This window comes from Paenibacillus farraposensis (genome assembly GCF_020736845.1).
GTDB lineage: Bacteria > Bacillota > Bacilli > Paenibacillales > Paenibacillaceae > Paenibacillus > Paenibacillus farraposensis.
In genome coordinates, this window is the sequence record NZ_JAFFQR010000084.1 from 72,764 (window position 1) to 88,115 (window position 15,352).

The window sequence follows — 15,352 nt, forward strand, 5'->3', positions numbered from 1 at the left end:
TTTTTTTTCAAATTCGCTCATAACGATAACCCACCTTAAATTTTTTTGATAAATCCAATGAAACCAATCAAAATAATGGCAAAAACCGCAATATTGGCAGCAATGACCGCTCTATTACTACCATACGGTGCGCTTGCTTCTGCAAGTGAAGCACCAAGCCCGTTATCTTCTACAATACAAGCCGAAACAGGAAAATGGGAAAAAACAGATGAAATAACATCTGAAAATGGACAAGTTTATAAATATACAGATCCAACTAATGTTGGAGATGATGTTTATTACTATTATGTCAATTATGACAATCTAATGCAAGAAAAAGGTAATAAAGGTTTGATCTGCAGGCGATGCAGGAGCTGCTTTTTTGTTACCTTGGCGCGGCCGACCTTCCGGTACTGATCAGGCTTACTATGAGCAATCGTTCCAAGCATAGTCAGCCTGGCTACTACTGCGAATGCAAAGTTTGTATCTCAACCAATTTATATACATTTAATGACATGAGAATGTATATAAGTCTCAGATAAATCATTTTATAGAATAATTATGATTGTTATGTGGGGGAAGTAATAGTTTTACAATGTCCGCAAGCATGTCCGAAACCATATTGTTCATAAAGAGATCATGCAATCGTTGTCTGGCACTTTCCATTTGTTGATGTAATGTTAAAGTTTCATCTATGTTCATACCTTCACTACCTCCTGGTGAATCTCATTTTAGGAGGTGATGAATAAATACATCATGATCGTTTTTTAGCTGAAAAATCGCAAAATAAACAAAAAAGACCAGTATGAAAGCTGGTCAATAGTAATGAACCAGTAAAAAGCTAGTTACCATCTAGAACAAAGCCATCTTTTTGGTCAATTCTTTCCCACATTTCATAGTGAGCCAGTATTTCAGGAGTGGCATAGGCTTTGAAACGCTCAAACAGGCCAACACAATTGGAAATGAGTAGTACATGGTTCATTGTAACAGCTTTTTCAAAAGCAATTATTAAATATTTGAAACCATATGGATATCTACCTTTATTCAGACTGTATTTAGCCAAAAACGTACGTATTCTTCCGGTAAAACTTGCTGTGCATACGTATCAGAAGATGATGGTTCCTGATACGCTGCAATTTGAGGTTCAAAGCGCTTTAAAATGTGGTCAATATCTAAATTGTAACGATTGGCTGCGTCAACAACATTCAAGAGCTCGGCGAAAATTTCTTGTTCACCTGATATATATTCTACGTAATCTGGAAGCACACTGACGTCTCCAGACATGAGCCGGTTTATGTAAATATTAATTTTCGCCCACCCTTAATATAGTTGCAATCACCCCTTGCATCACAAGCATATGCACACAACAAGTCTGCGTAAGCTATGTATACAAATAGCGGTCTGCTAGGCTTTTTATGAGATTCTTGTTTCATACCATAGCTGATTTTTGCTCTATGTCTCATCATCTGTGCATATTTATATACTTTATCTCACTGACTCGACGCTCTATATAAGTTTGCTAAGTTTTTCAATGCATCCAGTTGGTCAACTTCATCTAATCGATCGACAAAAGGTTCAAATCTAGCAGCCGTTTGTAGATTTTGGACTTGATCTTTCCCTATTCGAAGTCTGAACAACCGATACTGACATACAGCAAGCCGTTCTGAATGCTGCTTTCTTTCACTCTCAGCTACATTTTCATAAAGGTAAGCAGCTGCGTCCCGGTATCCTTTTTGCAGCAATTCCTCAGCTAGTTCAAAGAGTGAAAGAGTGTAGATAGGATTGTCTAGCAGCATACTCACAACGCACTGTAAGCAATCCAACCGTTCAAGCTCCACGCAGCGATGTAAAAATGGGTGTATTTTCCGTCAATATTCAGTGGTGTTTGTGCAATTTAGCTGATAATTTAACCTATTTCAAAAGTGCACTTTTATGCAAGCAATGTATACTCGACCTGAAGGGGAATGTAGGTGTTAGTCCCATTCCTGTTGCTAAGGGTCCTACGCATAAAGAAAATAAAGGAATTCGGTCTTCGTCACAACAAATGGTTGAAAGTCTACAGAAACTCATGCGTGAACATCCAAAAGCCAAGCAGGGCGAATACGCCGAATGGCTTGGCGTGTCACAGGATCGTATATCTCAGCTAAAAAAATTATTATAGGAATAATCCCGATTTGAATAAAACACCTTTAATGGGTGTTTCAGGAATATAGAGGCCATAGAAAAAATAGCGATTCTTGTGATTTTAGGAAATTGCACTTGGTGTGTTCACGAAAATGGATGGCAAATTTAATAGAGAATTTAAGACAAAAGATAAGTAATTAGGCATATTTTAATATTTTTTTATATGTCTATAATTATGGGAGGTAGTGCTAGAACATGCAGTGATGTAGCTATGGAAGGTTTTTTGACTGTTTGACACTCAAATAATTATTTAATAAGGAGGATGTTACATGAAGTCGAATTTGATGAAAAAATGTGCAAACGTAATGTTGACCAGTTCGTTGGCGCTGTCTCTATCGTTACCGTTGCTAGGTCATGCGTATGCAGATGGAAATTTACAGGTGAGTGATAACTTTGAACAAGGTGAAGCTCAAGACTGGAAAGTAGATTCGGGGAATTGGTCTGTTGTCAAGGGAGGGGATGGCTTCACATACCAGCAATCTGGTCGAAGTGAAGGCTGCTCTGTTAAAGGCGATGCTTCCTGGACGAACTATAGTGTGCAAGCAGATGTGTATGTAGATGATTTTAACGGCTCCAATCGGGTATATATCGCAGGCAGATACACAGATGCCGATAACTTCTATGCAGCTTCGTTGTACAACAAGAAGGGCGGAGCTCTCGAAATTCGTAAAAACGTAAACGGTTCCATGAAGACACTGGCTACCAAAAAGAATTACAAACTGGACACCCATACTTGGTACAGAGTAAAGCTGGAACTGTCCGGTTCGGAAATAAAGATGTACGTCAATGATAAACTGGAGTTGTCCGCAACAGATGCCAGTCTTACTGCGGGAGCTATTGGTTTGGTAACCTCCAAGACAACTGCTCAATTCGATAATGTGATCGTATCCGGTACCTCCCCGGAAGGGGATACAGGTACATCACCTGTGAACCCGGTACCAGGCAAAGATCAGCCAACTCCTGGTGTGAATAATAACGCAACCTCTAAGAACAACTATAATTTGACCGGCTTCTCGTATGGTAATACAGGCGGTGGAAACATTGCAGAAACCGATGCTAATTACAAAAAGGTCTACAACGCTGTAGATCTCAACGAAGCACTGAAGAAAGGAACCAAAGTCAAGGTTATTGAGATTATGAACAATCTCGATCTCGGCTGGAATGAAATTCCTAGTGCTGCCAAGGTAATTCCTTTTGGTGCCAACAATCCTGTACAGACACACCCTGTTCTGAAGAAAACAGGTGTGAGCAAAGTCTATTTTGAGAACTTGCATGGAATCACGATTTTCTCGGCAAACGGCGCTAAAATCAAACATGCTGGCTTTGTTATCAAAAACTGCTCTAATTTGATTTTCCGCAACCTCGAATTTGACGAGCTTTGGGAGTGGGATGAAGCAACCAAAGGCAACTATGACAAGAACGACTGGGATTATATTACCATTGAAGGTACAAGCTCCAAGGTGTGGATCGACCATTGTACATTTAACAAAGCCTATGATGGCTTGGTAGATGTGAAAAAAGGAAGTAACGGAGTTACGATTTCCTGGTCTTTGTTCAAAGGAGATGACCGCAGTTCCAACAGCTGGGTGACCCAACAAATCAACGCTATGGAAGCTCACAAATCTTCCTACCCTATGTACGCTTATTTGAGAAGCAGTGCAGTAGGCATGAGTAAAGAAGATATCATTGATATTGCAGCAGGACAAAAGAAAGCTCATCTGATTGGTGCTACAGAAATGGCTGGTGACAATCCGGATCTGGAAGTAACGCTGCATCATAATTACTACCTGGATATTCAGGATCGCATGCCTCGTCTGCGTGGTGGTAATGCCCATGTATATAACATCGTTATGGACGATGCCGGATTGGCCAGAGCCAAAACAAGAATTACGCCTGACATGGCAAAAGCGATTGCTGCCAAAGGATACCACTTTGACGTCGTAGGCAACGGTGCGATTTCAACCGAAAATGGCGCGGTACTGCTTGAAAAATCGTATTTAATTGATGTATTTTCTCCAATTCGCAATAATCAAAATGATGCTAAGAAAGCCGAATATACAGGTAAAATCAAAGCAGAGGACGTCATCTTCTCGGATAAAGGCACCGTATTCAGAGGAGGCAGCGAAGAAGCAAACAGTCCGTTAGCTCCGTATCCTGCGACGGCAAAGGATTTCTCCTGGAATGGATTCACAAAACTGCCATACAGCTATACAGCCGAAAACCCTGAAAACCTGGTTGCTCAATTGCAGGGCAAGGATGGAGCAGGTGCAGGCAAGCTGAACTGGTCAAAAGAAAACTGGCTCAAAACAGCATACAATGGAGCCGCTTCGAAAGTTGTGCAAGCAGTGGAAGATTCCGAATAAATAAATATATATAAGCAGCCAGGACAGATATGCTCTGTTCCTGGCTGCTTTTTTGTTAACTGCATTTAGGCTGCGTTCGGTATGTTCTTAGCCGATAACAACAAATGAGGATACGCCAGCAGGTACCGATCTAACCCGGAATAACGTTCCATCGTCTCTAAAGGTACGCAGAGTAAAAGCCTGGTTCGTAGGTGTGCGGACTCTGTTGAATCGGACCGTACCAAAACTGTCGAAGTTTGCAGCTTGTACAAAGCTTCCATCTAGACGCCGGAGTGTAGCAAAGAATCCAGTCGTGTTAAAAGGCACACCGTTAGTGTTAGCCCAGATGACTGTAAAACGGCGAAGGGTTTGTGTCGGGCTTACATTGCGATATCTCGTAATAGGAACCTTTCTGCCTGTGGATTTCAGTGTTTGCGGAGGACGAATGGCCACTTCAAATCAACTCCTTTGTTGTGATGAGATAGTAGATGCATACAAAGGAGTTTTGGATTGTGCTATGAACTACTTTTAAAAGAAATAGGTACATGTCGAACTCAAAATGGCATGGAAGCGGAGCAGGCGGGACCTCCTCATGCCCAATCGCGCCGCAGCGTGAAGAGTTCTCTCAATGCGTCTGTCGACAGCTCGGTAATCCAGCCCTCGGTGCTGGAAATGATCTGGTCGCTAAGCTGTTGCTTGCTCTCCAGCATTTCGTCAATGCGTTCTTCCAGCGTGCCCAGCGCAATGAATTTATGCACCTGAACGTCCTTCGTTTGTCCCATTCGGTAAGCGCGGTCTGTGGCCTGATTTTCGACGGCCGGATTCCACCAGCGATCAAAGTGAAAAACGTGGTTGGCCGCTGTCAGATTGAGCCCTACACCACCAGCCTTGAGTGACAAAATAAATACAGACGGCTGCGCTTCGGGCGGCAGTGCGTGAGATTGGAATTGATCAATCATCCGGTCGCGTACGGTTTTGGACGTGCTGCCGTTCAGGTAAAGCACAGGCTCTTGCAGCTCTTGCGCGAGTACCTGCTGAAGCATCTGGCCCATGCCAATATATTGTGTGAAAATAAGGCAGCGCTCGCCTTCCGCCCGCAGTTCCTTAACCATGGCCAGAATACGCTCAAGCTTGGAAGAGCGACTGACAAGCGCTTCGAGCTCAGATGGGCTATATCCGGAACTCGCGACCTCCAAAGCTGTTTCCTTGGTCAAAAGAACAGGGTGATCACAAAGCTGCTTTAGCTGGGTCAGAGCGGATAAAATGGCTCCTTTCCGCTCAATGCCCTCCAGCTTTTGCATCCGTTCCATCAGCTCTTTGACAATCTGGTCATAGAGCGCTCCCTGCTCGGAGGTGAGATGAATGTAGGTTTTCATCTCGTTCTTGTCAGGCAAATCCAGCTGTATAGCCGGGTCCTTTTTTTTGCGCCGCAGCATGAAGGGCTGAACCAGCTTTTGCAAATCGGTCATTCGCTGCTCGTTATGCTCTTTCTCGATGGCATTCATGAACCGATTGCTAAAGGCGCGCAAGCTGCCCAGATAGCCGGGATTGATGAAATCATAGATGGACCATAGCTCTGATAGCCGATTCTCAATAGGCGTCCCGGTCAGTGCTATGCGATGACGCGCAGGGAAGCTGCGAACAGCTGTGGATTGCTTGGTCTGTGCATTTTTAATGTTTTGCGCTTCATCCAGGCAAATCGAGTCCCAGGTCATGCCTTGAAGCAGCTCTTGATCAAGGGCGGCAGTGGCAAAGGAAGTCAGGACGACATCGGCTTGCTCGGCTTCTTCGCGGAACAACTCTCCCTGATCCCGCTTGCTTCCATAGTGCAGCAGGACCTTCAATGAAGGGGCGAACCGGTCAAGCTCCTTCTGCCAGTTGCCCAGCACCGAGGTCGGGCAAATCAGAAGGGAGCTGGAGCGTGTGCCCGTCTCCGCCGCAATATCTTGCAGATGCAATAAATAGGCAATAAACTGCACCGTTTTGCCAAGTCCCATGTCATCTGCCAGACAAGCGCCCAGCCCAAAGCGGCGCAAAAAGGCAAGCCATGCATAGCCGTCTCGCTGATAGGTCCGCAGCTCGGCTTGCAGTCCGTCCGGCGTGTCCAACGCAGGCCACTCCGACTGTCTGCCGAGCTGGCTGATCAGCTTCAGCAGATGGGCGTTCAGCTCGACCTCCAGCCGGATGCGTGCCGCATTCTCCGGTTGTTCGCCTGAGCTATCGCCTTCAGGCTCATCGCCATCGCCGAGCAGGTGCAGCTGCAGAATGTCCTGAAAGGACAAGCCCTGACTGCTGTCGATCCCGGCCATCGCCCGGCGAATTTGGGCGAGCAGCGCGGGATCGAGCGCGATCCATTGCCCCCGGAAGCGCACCAAGCGCTCATTGCGGGCCACCAGCTCGGCGAACTCGGACTCGCTCAGATCAGCATCACCAATGGCAACACGCCAATCGAACTGGACAATCGAGTCCAGTCCAAACAGCGAGCCGCTCTTGGTGCTCGCTCCTGCGCCTTCGCCTGGGCGAACCTTGGCCCGCAGCTTCGGCTTTTTGCGGGTAGCGGCCTCCCACCAGGCCGGCAGCAGCACCTGCCAGCCGCCTTCCAGCAGACGCTGGCTGTCGGTCGTCAGGAATTGCCACGCCGCTTCATCCGTGAGCGGGCGATTCAGCACGTCAGCGCGGCTTCCGCTGCACAGCCCGGCTGGCAAAATCGCGCTCAAGCGTTGCAGCCATCCGGCTGAGCGCTCGCGTACATGCGTCGCCCACGCGTCGGGCCATGAGCCGGACGCGTATCCATCCGCGCCAAGCTGTACAGGCACGAGCAGCGCCGCGTCCTGCTTGTCCTGCAGCACCAGCTTGAGCTGCCAGGTCGGCTCGTCGTCCTCCGGTGCTGGCTCCAGCAATTGTAGCAGTGGGCGAAATGGCGCCGTGTCCGCTTTCCAGCCGATGGCCACAAGCCAGGCCCGCGCATCGAGACCTGCGGCTACCGAGCGGCCCGGGGCGAAGAGGCTTGGGTACTCTCTTCGCAAATCGGCAGCTTCCGCTTCGGTGCCGTACCAGCGCTGGAACACGGCGGCCGAGAACGCTGCTGCCACCCCTTCGCGCTCTTCCTTTTCCAGGCTGTCGAGGAGCCGGGTAAGCTTCGTCAGTTCTAGGCTTTTCAGCACTTTTTTTGCTGATAACGAATCTGATGATTCTCGTGATTCCTGCATCTCCAGTGACTCCGCATCCCAAATCCATTGCAGCTTGCCTGCCTGAAAGGCGGTGAAGCTGGGCACATAGCCTTTTGCTTCAATGCAGCGGGCAAGCAGAGGGATGGAGCGCAGCCAAGGGGCATGAACCTCGTCCCAGGTCCATTCGATATGCTCCAGCAGCTCGCCCTCGGCCAGAAAAGGAATCACCTGATCGGAGGGAAGAACGATAACATCGGTGCCCTGAACGTGCTGCACCTCCAACTCAGTGCCATAAAACGAAGTTTCATGCCAAGCAAACAAACGCTGCTTTAATATTTGGCCGGAAATGCTGTAATTCATGGAGGAATCGCCATAGATCAGCGCGTCTCCATAGGTGGTTAACCGGATGTGTACCGTGATCGTTTCGGTATATTGGCTCATGATAACAATTTCCCTTTCCGTAATTCCTCCTGAAGCGCCCGAAGGCGGCTGTGGCGGCTGGTGAAGCTGGTGAAAAACAGCTCCCAGCGCGTCTCCTGCTTCATTTTCTTGTATAGCTTGAACAGCCGTTTCAATAGCTTGACCGCCGCTTTATAGCCGGCTCTGTTTTTTTCCAGCACATATCGTTCTACTGCCTGATGGTAGAAGGGGAGCAGCAGCTCCGGTGCGTTCTTTTCAATGGGCTGCAAAACGCTCACGCGAAAGCTCAGCGGCTCGCTGCGTATACTTAGCTGATAGTCGATCCATTGCCGCCATTTTTTATGGGCAAGCAGTGTTTCTTCATACATTCCCCCGGCAAAAGGCAGCATGCTGACCAACGTGTCCCACATTTCCGGCTCTGCTGCTGGAAGGTGATGCAGGACCAGATTCCAGTCGTGTATATAGTCCTGCAAATGATCGTCCCGATGGCTGTGAAGCAAGGGACCGATATGCCGTAGCCCATCCTTGAGCCGAGACCATTCCCCGGCTTCACGCAGCGCGTGTAAGAATAAGATCAGCTGATTTGAGGAGATTTTCAATGGAAAAGCCTGTTCAGCTTCTTGGAGCAATGTCCAGGCATGATCATCCTGCGATTGGTACACGTGCATCCAGCTTTGGGCCAGCATCCAGGGAAGTCGTGCCAAAGCCGTACCCAGTTCCTCCTCGGCGGCCTGTAGATGCTGTAATTCCTCTGCATATATGCGAGGGTTTTGCTGTTCGGGATACACCCAGTACAGCCAGAACCGATAATACGCGTCTGAAAAATAAGTGCCGTTCCGCGATTCTGTCAGCATTTTTCGCCGCAAATAGGCCAATGTCTCAGCCATGCGGGCTTCCTGCTTTGGTTCATTCATTGGCGGGGGCGGCCCCTCCAAATCACGCTCGATCGCTTCTTTAAGTTCATCTGCGGCAATTTGCGTGTAATACCCCATATAGGAATGAGCGGGGTAGCCTGGCATGGGGGACTGAGGTACCAGCTTTTCGAGTACACGCAGATGTGCGTGCAATCCAAATAGCTGCTGCATGCCAGGCGCAAGCGGCGGTTGCACAGCATAGATCGAGGCCAGGGCACGCTGGACGTATTGGGAGTTTTGGGTGTTTACAGGGTTGAAAGCGATGCACCGATCGAACAGATCGTGCCACTCCGAAATGGGCATGTCCGCTAGCCGGCTAGCTGTTTTGCCGAGAGCGCTCCTGGCTGCTTCCCTGTGATCTGTTGCCAGGTTTGGCCGGGAAGCAGAAGCAGGTGCAGTGCGTGTATCCGCTTTTGCAGCCAACCGAGTAAAGCCCGCTGAATGAGCATTCAACAACGCGTGCACGGGACGTTTCTGCTCGTTCGCGTATTTTAGCAATACGGCGATCATATGCTTGCAGTTAGTGCGAACCGGACACGTGCATCTGCTGACAGCAAAAGCGCTCAAGTGGAAATCCACCTCATACAGCTCGCTTCCATCCACCACAGCCGCAATATGCTCGCCATCAGGCATGACGAATTCCTTTACCTTACCTTGCTTGAAATATTGAAAGCCTCGTTTGATCGTTACATCATTAAAATGGTCAGCGACGTTTTGGATAAGCTGCTGCCACTGTATATCATCCATGAGATAGGCTGGTTTCATATGCATTGTCTCCTAAGAGAGAATAGTCTTTTTGATGTTAGCTTAACTCTTCTATTATATCAGTTTACACACGTAAATTGAGAAGGAGGAGCGATTTTGCCCATGTCACTTGCACTCACACTGGGCAATCGGTTGAAGGGAATTGTGGCGATGAATGGCGGGATGTGCTCCAATGGTTGCGTGAGGATGCGGGAATCTTGTATTGATGGCAATATGTATGTATAGTAAAATATTTACAGATGGTGTAGTAAGCACTCCGGAAAGGAGAACCTAAGACGATGGGGACCGCGATTGTACTTTTACTCACGGCACTGGTTAATCTCGCAGCTGCTTGGATGAATTTTCAGACAGCTAAGACAAATAACCGCCGGGTAAGTAAAAAGCCCCTTACGTTGCAGCGTAAGAAGGCTTGAGTCATCAGCAAGGTTGGGGAGCAATCCCCTTCCTGCACCCTATCATCTTATGCTTATCTTACCCTCTTCATTCTCCGTTGTAAATTATTTTGTAAATTATATTTTACTAATTCGAGTAACTATAAAGGAGGCATCAGGATGCAAACTGTTACCCTTATTATCGCTGTGGTCGGCCTGGTTATATCACTGGCTGCTCTATCACAAGCAATTAAGAATAGGAGGTAATCACTTTGGCAAGGAATGCGCTATCCTTTAGATTTCCAGAAGAGTTCGCTACAATGCTGCGTACCTGGTCATTTGTTACCGAAAAAGATCAAAGAACTATTTTGCAAGAAGCCTTCACAGAATATGCGAATAATCACCCGGACACCAAAGAGAAGGTTCTTCAAGTCATAAAAATGTTAAAATGACCTGTCACAAAGATAGGTCATTTTTTTATATTCGTCTCCCTTTTTTATCCCCGGAAAAAAGCTCCTTTAACACGCCTAAAGAAAGCTCGGCGGTGGAGGCCACCACGATATCCGCACCCTGCATTTGCGAAGGTGCTCCTACACTAACCGCGAACATCCCGGTGCCCTTGATCGCCTGAATTCCCGCCTGTGCGTCCTCTATACCAATACAATCCGCAGGCTGAAGGCCCAGGTTGGCGGCTCCGGTCAGGAAAATGAACAGCAGTTTGATGTCATTGCTTTGCAGGAAGTGAATCAGTCCATGGAAGAAGCGCCTATGTCCCCGGACGAATTGGGCTTCTACTATAGCGCTGATCCTGAAATCGTCATTAAGCGTGATAACTATGCCTATGTGCTGAACGGCTTATTGTCCGATGCCTATCACTGGACATGGGCTCCTGCACATGTTGGTTTTGTCAAATACGACGAAGGTTTGGCGATTTTGTCCAGGACACCGATTACAGATTCGGTGAATGAATATGTATCCTCGCTGCGGGATTATAATAACTACCACTCGAGTAAAATTGTGGGTGTTCAGACCGTGGTGGACGGAGAGCAGGCATGGTTTGTCAGTGGACACTACAACTGGTGGAAGGATGAGGAATCCTTTCGTAAGCTCTGGGATCGTACCACGAAAATATTGAATCCTTTGACCCCGGCGCCTGTGTTCATGATGGGGGATTTCAACAATGCGGCTGAAGTGCGCGGCGAAGGGTATGACTATGTGCTCCAATCCGGTTGGGCGGATACCTTTGTGAACGCAACCGTACGTGATGAAGGGCACACACAGGTTCAAACTTCGCGTGTTGTGCTGAACGGGAAGACGGGAGCGGTTGTATCCGATCATTTCGGGGTTGCTGTGGAAGTGGAGCTATAGTTCATCACAAAAAGGAAACAGGCTGCCTGCTTATGCAAGCGGCCTGTTTTTTAAGGTTTGTGTTACGCGGGAAAGCCGCCTCCAGGTGGCGGCCAAGCTCCATAAATACGGCGCAGCAGCACAATTTCACCCAAATGGTAGGAGTTGTGGGAAGCGATATTCCGCAGCATCCCCGCTTTTGTTTCACCGGGGAAATGGGCCAATGAATCATCGAGCTGTGCGGTTTCGGCAATCTGTACCGCCCGGTCTACGCCTTGTAAAAATTGTTGGATGGCGGCCTGCCAAGCCTCTTCGCTTTGCGGACCGGTTTCTTCAGGCCAGCTTTCCATGACATTGCCCGGAAGCTGGGGCTTCCGTCCTTCCAAATGCTCCAGCATAAATTGTTGCCAGTAGATCATGTGCTTCAGCAATTGATAAATGCTGTAAGGCATTTCTGTATGTTTCTTTCCTGCCAGCTCGGCATCGATATCCGGTAACGCGCGGGCCACTCGAATATGTCCGCGTTCACCGACCAGCGACTTAACCAAGGCTTGACTGAAGAGTTGGTTTGCATCTGACATGTATCATCGTCCTTTCTATTAGAGAGCTTATATCTGGTTTGTACTCATTTAACAATTATACAATTTAATTTTCAAAAATGAAAATAATAACGTGCTAGAGAGACGAGGAATTTAAAAACTAGTTGATAATCATTATCAATTAGACTAAAATAAAATTGTTTCGATAGAAACAAAGCATCATAGATTTATATGATTTTATATGGATATGGAATGTTAATATAGAAATGATTAGGTGGAGGAATATGACTTCTATAAAGGAGTGTGATGTATAGATTAAGAGGTGATTGATGAAAGAAACATGGGTTATAATGAAAGGAGGAGGATGTCAAAGGAGTGACCATCTGTTTGTATGGAAAGAGCTACGTCAATTCAGCATATCTATGATTTGCTAATTAAAATGAATCACCAGTTGGAGCAGCATCAGCAGAAAGGGAGCATGTCCTTTCTTGAAGAAATCCATGAGCACTTTGACGGGATTGCTACGCTTAATATCACTGATGTCCACGTCATTGACTGCATCGGGAGACATGAGCCGATTAATGTTACCACCTTGGCCGAGCGGATAGAACTCAGCAAAGGTACGGTGTCGAAAGTCAGCGCCAAGCTGCTCAAGGAAGGCTGGATTCGCAGAACCCAGCTTAACGATAATAAAAAAGAAATTTATTTTCGGCTGACCTCGTCAGGGAAAAAGCTCTTTCTCGTGCATGAGCGGCTGCATGCCAAGATGCAGCATCAGCTAATTCAATTTTTAAATCGTTACAGCTCTGAAGAACTGGAAGTCATAAAGCGTCTGCTGTCCGATGGCATTGGTTTTCTGGAAGCCGTGGAGTGGCAGGACAAGAGCCTGGAATCAAAGGACATGTAGAGTGAATTGCACCTGTGTAATCCTGTGTGATAGACACATGATAGGGGGATACAGGTGCATTTCTTTTAGTGTAATAGCCGCTTGGCTTCCGTATAGAGCACTTGCACAAATTTTTTTGTATTAATTCGGGCCTGGGACAGTGAAGGCTCCACATTGTTTTGCAGCTCCAGCATTTTTTTGCGAATTTCCGTGAAATCAAAAAATTTGGAGGCATAATTCTCAAATTTGGGATGGGTATAGTCGGTCAATCCGAGCGATACGATATGGCTTAGCGTCTGGAAAATGGCGCGGCGGACTCGCTGCTCCGATGCCTTGATTTCCTTGCTTAGCTCTGCCGCAGAGGCCGTGTCCCCGAGCCGTTTTAACGCTACATTGGCGAATATGTCCTTTAGCGGCGGAAACAGATAAGGGGACAGATTGCCTGTTTCCTCCTCATATTGGTCCAGATACTCAAGCATGTCCAGCAAATCCATACTTCCCGCCTCACCGATCATTCCCATTTCGGAGAGCAAAAACTGTCCCGAAGTCACGATGTTTCGGGTCGGTTCTATCGCTGCCGATGAACTATTTGAAGTGAACATCGATAGCCCTTGCAGTGTGCGCTGGATATCTGTAATCGACTGCTGCATTCGCAGGCGTTCGGCCACCTTATGAATAACCGCAATAATCTCCAGCCGGTTCAAAGGCTTGGCAATGTAGTATTCAATGCCAAGGGAATAGGCCTCGCCGATCATGTTTTTGGATTCAATCCGGGAGATCATAATGATTTTCCCTCTGAATTGATCTCCGAGCGCACGCACCGTCTGAATGCCGTCACGAAGCGGCATCAGCAGATCAATCAGCAATATATCAATCCGGTTCAGTTCCAGCAAGCCGCTGTTCACATGGGAGCCGTCCTCTGCTTCCCCGGCGACCTCCCCTAGACCTTCGTCTTCAATAATGTCTGCCAGCATAGAACGAATTCCCTGATCATCATCCACAATATAAAAACGCATCTGGACTATCTTCCTTTCTCCGTCAGTTTCCGTAAAGGCAATATAACTCTAAAAGTGGTCTGTATCTTGCCAGTATTGTTTTTTTCATTATTTTGTGCCAGTTCAATCGTTCCCCCAAGGCTCTCCGCGACCTCGCGCACATAAAACAATCCCATGCCGGTCGAAGGCTGTCCCTTCTCATCATACTTGGTCGTGTACCCTGGTGTGAAGACCATTTCCCGTTTGCGCTCAGGAATACCTGGGCCGTTATCGGTGACACTAAGGGAGACAATATCCTTTTTTTCTAGCAGAAAGCGAATGGCAACGTCAATTCTTCCACTGTCTTTTATCGCTTCAACCGCATTGGATGCGAGGTTATTAATAAGGGTCAGAACTGTATAAACATGCAGCTTGGGCAGCGAAGCATCGGAATTCAGGGTGAAGCAGATCGACTTGTCCAGCGAAAGCGCATATTTGCTGTTGGTGCGGACAATCAGCTCGCCAAGCTTTTGTGGTGTCATATAATGGACTTCGCTTTCGGAATCAATGAGTTTGGACAAACCGGCATAAATCCGCTGACTGTCTTTCTTGATCTCATGAACCTGTCCGGAAATGCGAAGGGCCTGTCTGGCATAATGATCCCTATCCTTCAGAGATTCATTCTGCTGCAGCTCACGGTACAGTTCGTAGCTTTCACGGGTAATTTGCTCCGCGTGCGACAGGGTTTTGCCTAACTGGACTGACTCCTCATATAGATCGGATACAAGGAGTAAAATCCGCTCAGTTTGCTGCCTTTGCGCCTCTTCATGCTGAATTGACTGGTTCAGGCGAATGATATTATAGAACCCAAGCACGAAGAAGCTGCGGATCATGGCCATGAAAGCCACTTTCCCGATCTTGATGATGTCCCAGAAATCACCGTTAATGCTTCGCCGGACACTAAGTTCCGCGACGCTTGCTGCAACCTCTATTCCTACAGCGAGGATGCCCACGCGAAGCGCGCGGTAAGGCTCTGCATTAATGCCCAGGACCTGGAAGAGCAGCCCGTAGACCATATAATAAAAGAAGGCAGGCCCGTGCAGTAGCAGCAATTCTTCAAAGGAATAGCCGGGTTGGAGGAAATGATTGAGTAAGATACGAAAAGCAACTACAGCTATTCCGGTAAGCACACCTGATAATGCAGGCGGAATATGGCGAATGGATAACAGAAAGAAAAAAAATACAGGCGTCCCGAAGCTGAGACGGAATGTATTAGCGAACGGGTGAATATTTAATTCGCCTGCCAGCGGCACGATGATAAGCATCAACAGGAAAAGGAGTGTATTTACTTTCATTCATATTCACCTCCGTGTATTTATTTCAGAAAGGCAATGTAAGATAAATTCACAGGCTCTATCTTGAAGTCTGTGAATTTATAGAAAAAAATAAATGAATATGTAG

Annotated in this window: 13 protein-coding genes and 1 pseudogene; 7 read left to right on the plus strand and 7 right to left on the minus strand. The window is 47.3% G+C overall.

Features of this window, described 5'->3' with window-relative positions; translation table 11 throughout:
• Positions 1-57 precede the first annotated feature (57 nt).
• Complete coding sequence (locus JO375_RS13875) at positions 58-396, plus strand: hypothetical protein (protein WP_229525023.1); 339 nt, start codon at positions 58-60, stop codon at positions 394-396.
• Between the two features lie 424 nt (positions 397-820).
• On the opposite strand, the pseudogene JO375_RS13880 reads toward JO375_RS13875, so the two are convergent.
• Positions 821-1,847 (minus strand): annotated as a pseudogene (locus tag JO375_RS13880) (transcriptional regulator); the annotation flags it as partial.
• Here JO375_RS13880 and JO375_RS13885 point away from each other — a divergent pair.
• Together JO375_RS13885 and JO375_RS13890 are read left to right on the plus strand one after the other, a co-directional pair.
• Positions 1,832-2,140: a hypothetical protein gene (locus JO375_RS13885; RefSeq protein WP_377529323.1), complete on the plus strand. Its 309-nt coding sequence runs from the start codon at positions 1,832-1,834 to the stop codon at positions 2,138-2,140. The pseudogene JO375_RS13880 and the gene JO375_RS13885 overlap by 16 nt on opposite strands.
• 292 nt (positions 2,141-2,432) lie before the next feature.
• Complete coding sequence (locus tag JO375_RS13890) at positions 2,433-4,526, plus strand: pectate lyase family protein (RefSeq protein ID WP_229525024.1); 2,094 nt, start codon at positions 2,433-2,435, stop codon at positions 4,524-4,526.
• 87 nt (positions 4,527-4,613) lie between these two features.
• On the opposite strand, the gene JO375_RS13895 is transcribed toward JO375_RS13890, so the two are convergent.
• The 3 genes from JO375_RS13895 to JO375_RS13905 form a co-directional block, all read right to left on the minus strand.
• A complete protein-coding gene (locus JO375_RS13895) occupies positions 4,614-4,958 on the minus strand; it encodes a hypothetical protein (protein ID WP_229525025.1) in 345 nt (114 codons plus the stop codon).
• 137 nt (positions 4,959-5,095) lie between these two features.
• A complete protein-coding gene (locus JO375_RS13900) occupies positions 5,096-8,116 on the minus strand; it encodes a DEAD/DEAH box helicase (RefSeq protein ID WP_229525026.1) in 3,021 nt (1,006 codons plus the stop codon).
• Positions 8,113-9,774, minus strand: coding sequence for an SWIM zinc finger family protein (locus tag JO375_RS13905; RefSeq protein WP_229525027.1), 1,662 nt, complete (start codon positions 9,772-9,774; stop codon positions 8,113-8,115). Before JO375_RS13905 ends, JO375_RS13900 begins: the two co-directional genes overlap by 4 nt.
• 96 nt (positions 9,775-9,870) lie before the next feature.
• On the opposite strand from JO375_RS13905, the gene JO375_RS24555 reads away from it, so the two are divergent.
• The 3 genes from JO375_RS24555 to JO375_RS13920 all read left to right on the plus strand — a co-directional run bounded on the left by JO375_RS24555 (position 9,871) and on the right by JO375_RS13920 (position 11,513).
• Positions 9,871-9,999: a hypothetical protein gene (locus tag JO375_RS24555; protein ID WP_267497697.1), complete on the plus strand. Its 129-nt coding sequence runs from the start codon at positions 9,871-9,873 to the stop codon at positions 9,997-9,999.
• Positions 10,000-10,417: 418 nt separating this feature from the next.
• Complete coding sequence (locus JO375_RS13910) at positions 10,418-10,597, plus strand: hypothetical protein (RefSeq protein ID WP_229525028.1); 180 nt, start codon at positions 10,418-10,420, stop codon at positions 10,595-10,597.
• 211 nt (positions 10,598-10,808) lie between these two features.
• Positions 10,809-11,513, plus strand: coding sequence for an endonuclease/exonuclease/phosphatase family protein (locus JO375_RS13920; protein ID WP_229525099.1), 705 nt, complete (start codon positions 10,809-10,811; stop codon positions 11,511-11,513).
• A gap of 62 nt (positions 11,514-11,575) precedes the next feature.
• Here JO375_RS13920 and JO375_RS13925 read toward each other — a convergent pair whose 3' ends face one another.
• Positions 11,576-12,073: a DinB family protein gene (locus JO375_RS13925; RefSeq protein ID WP_229525029.1), complete on the minus strand. Its 498-nt coding sequence runs from the start codon at positions 12,071-12,073 to the stop codon at positions 11,576-11,578.
• A gap of 349 nt (positions 12,074-12,422) precedes the next feature.
• On the opposite strand from JO375_RS13925, the gene JO375_RS13930 reads away from it, so the two are divergent.
• Positions 12,423-12,938, plus strand: coding sequence for a MarR family transcriptional regulator (locus JO375_RS13930; protein ID WP_229525030.1), 516 nt, complete (start codon positions 12,423-12,425; stop codon positions 12,936-12,938).
• 65 nt (positions 12,939-13,003) lie between these two features.
• On the opposite strand, the gene JO375_RS13935 is transcribed toward JO375_RS13930, so the two are convergent.
• Together JO375_RS13935 and JO375_RS13940 are read right to left on the minus strand one after the other, a co-directional pair.
• On the minus strand, positions 13,004-13,933 hold the full coding sequence (locus JO375_RS13935) for a response regulator (RefSeq protein WP_229525031.1): 930 nt from the start codon (positions 13,931-13,933) through the stop codon (positions 13,004-13,006).
• A 5-nt stretch (positions 13,934-13,938) separates the two neighbouring features.
• Positions 13,939-15,246, minus strand: a complete 1,308-nt coding sequence (locus tag JO375_RS13940) for a sensor histidine kinase (protein WP_229525032.1) — start codon at positions 15,244-15,246, stop codon at positions 13,939-13,941.
• Positions 15,247-15,352: the final 106 nt, after the last annotated feature.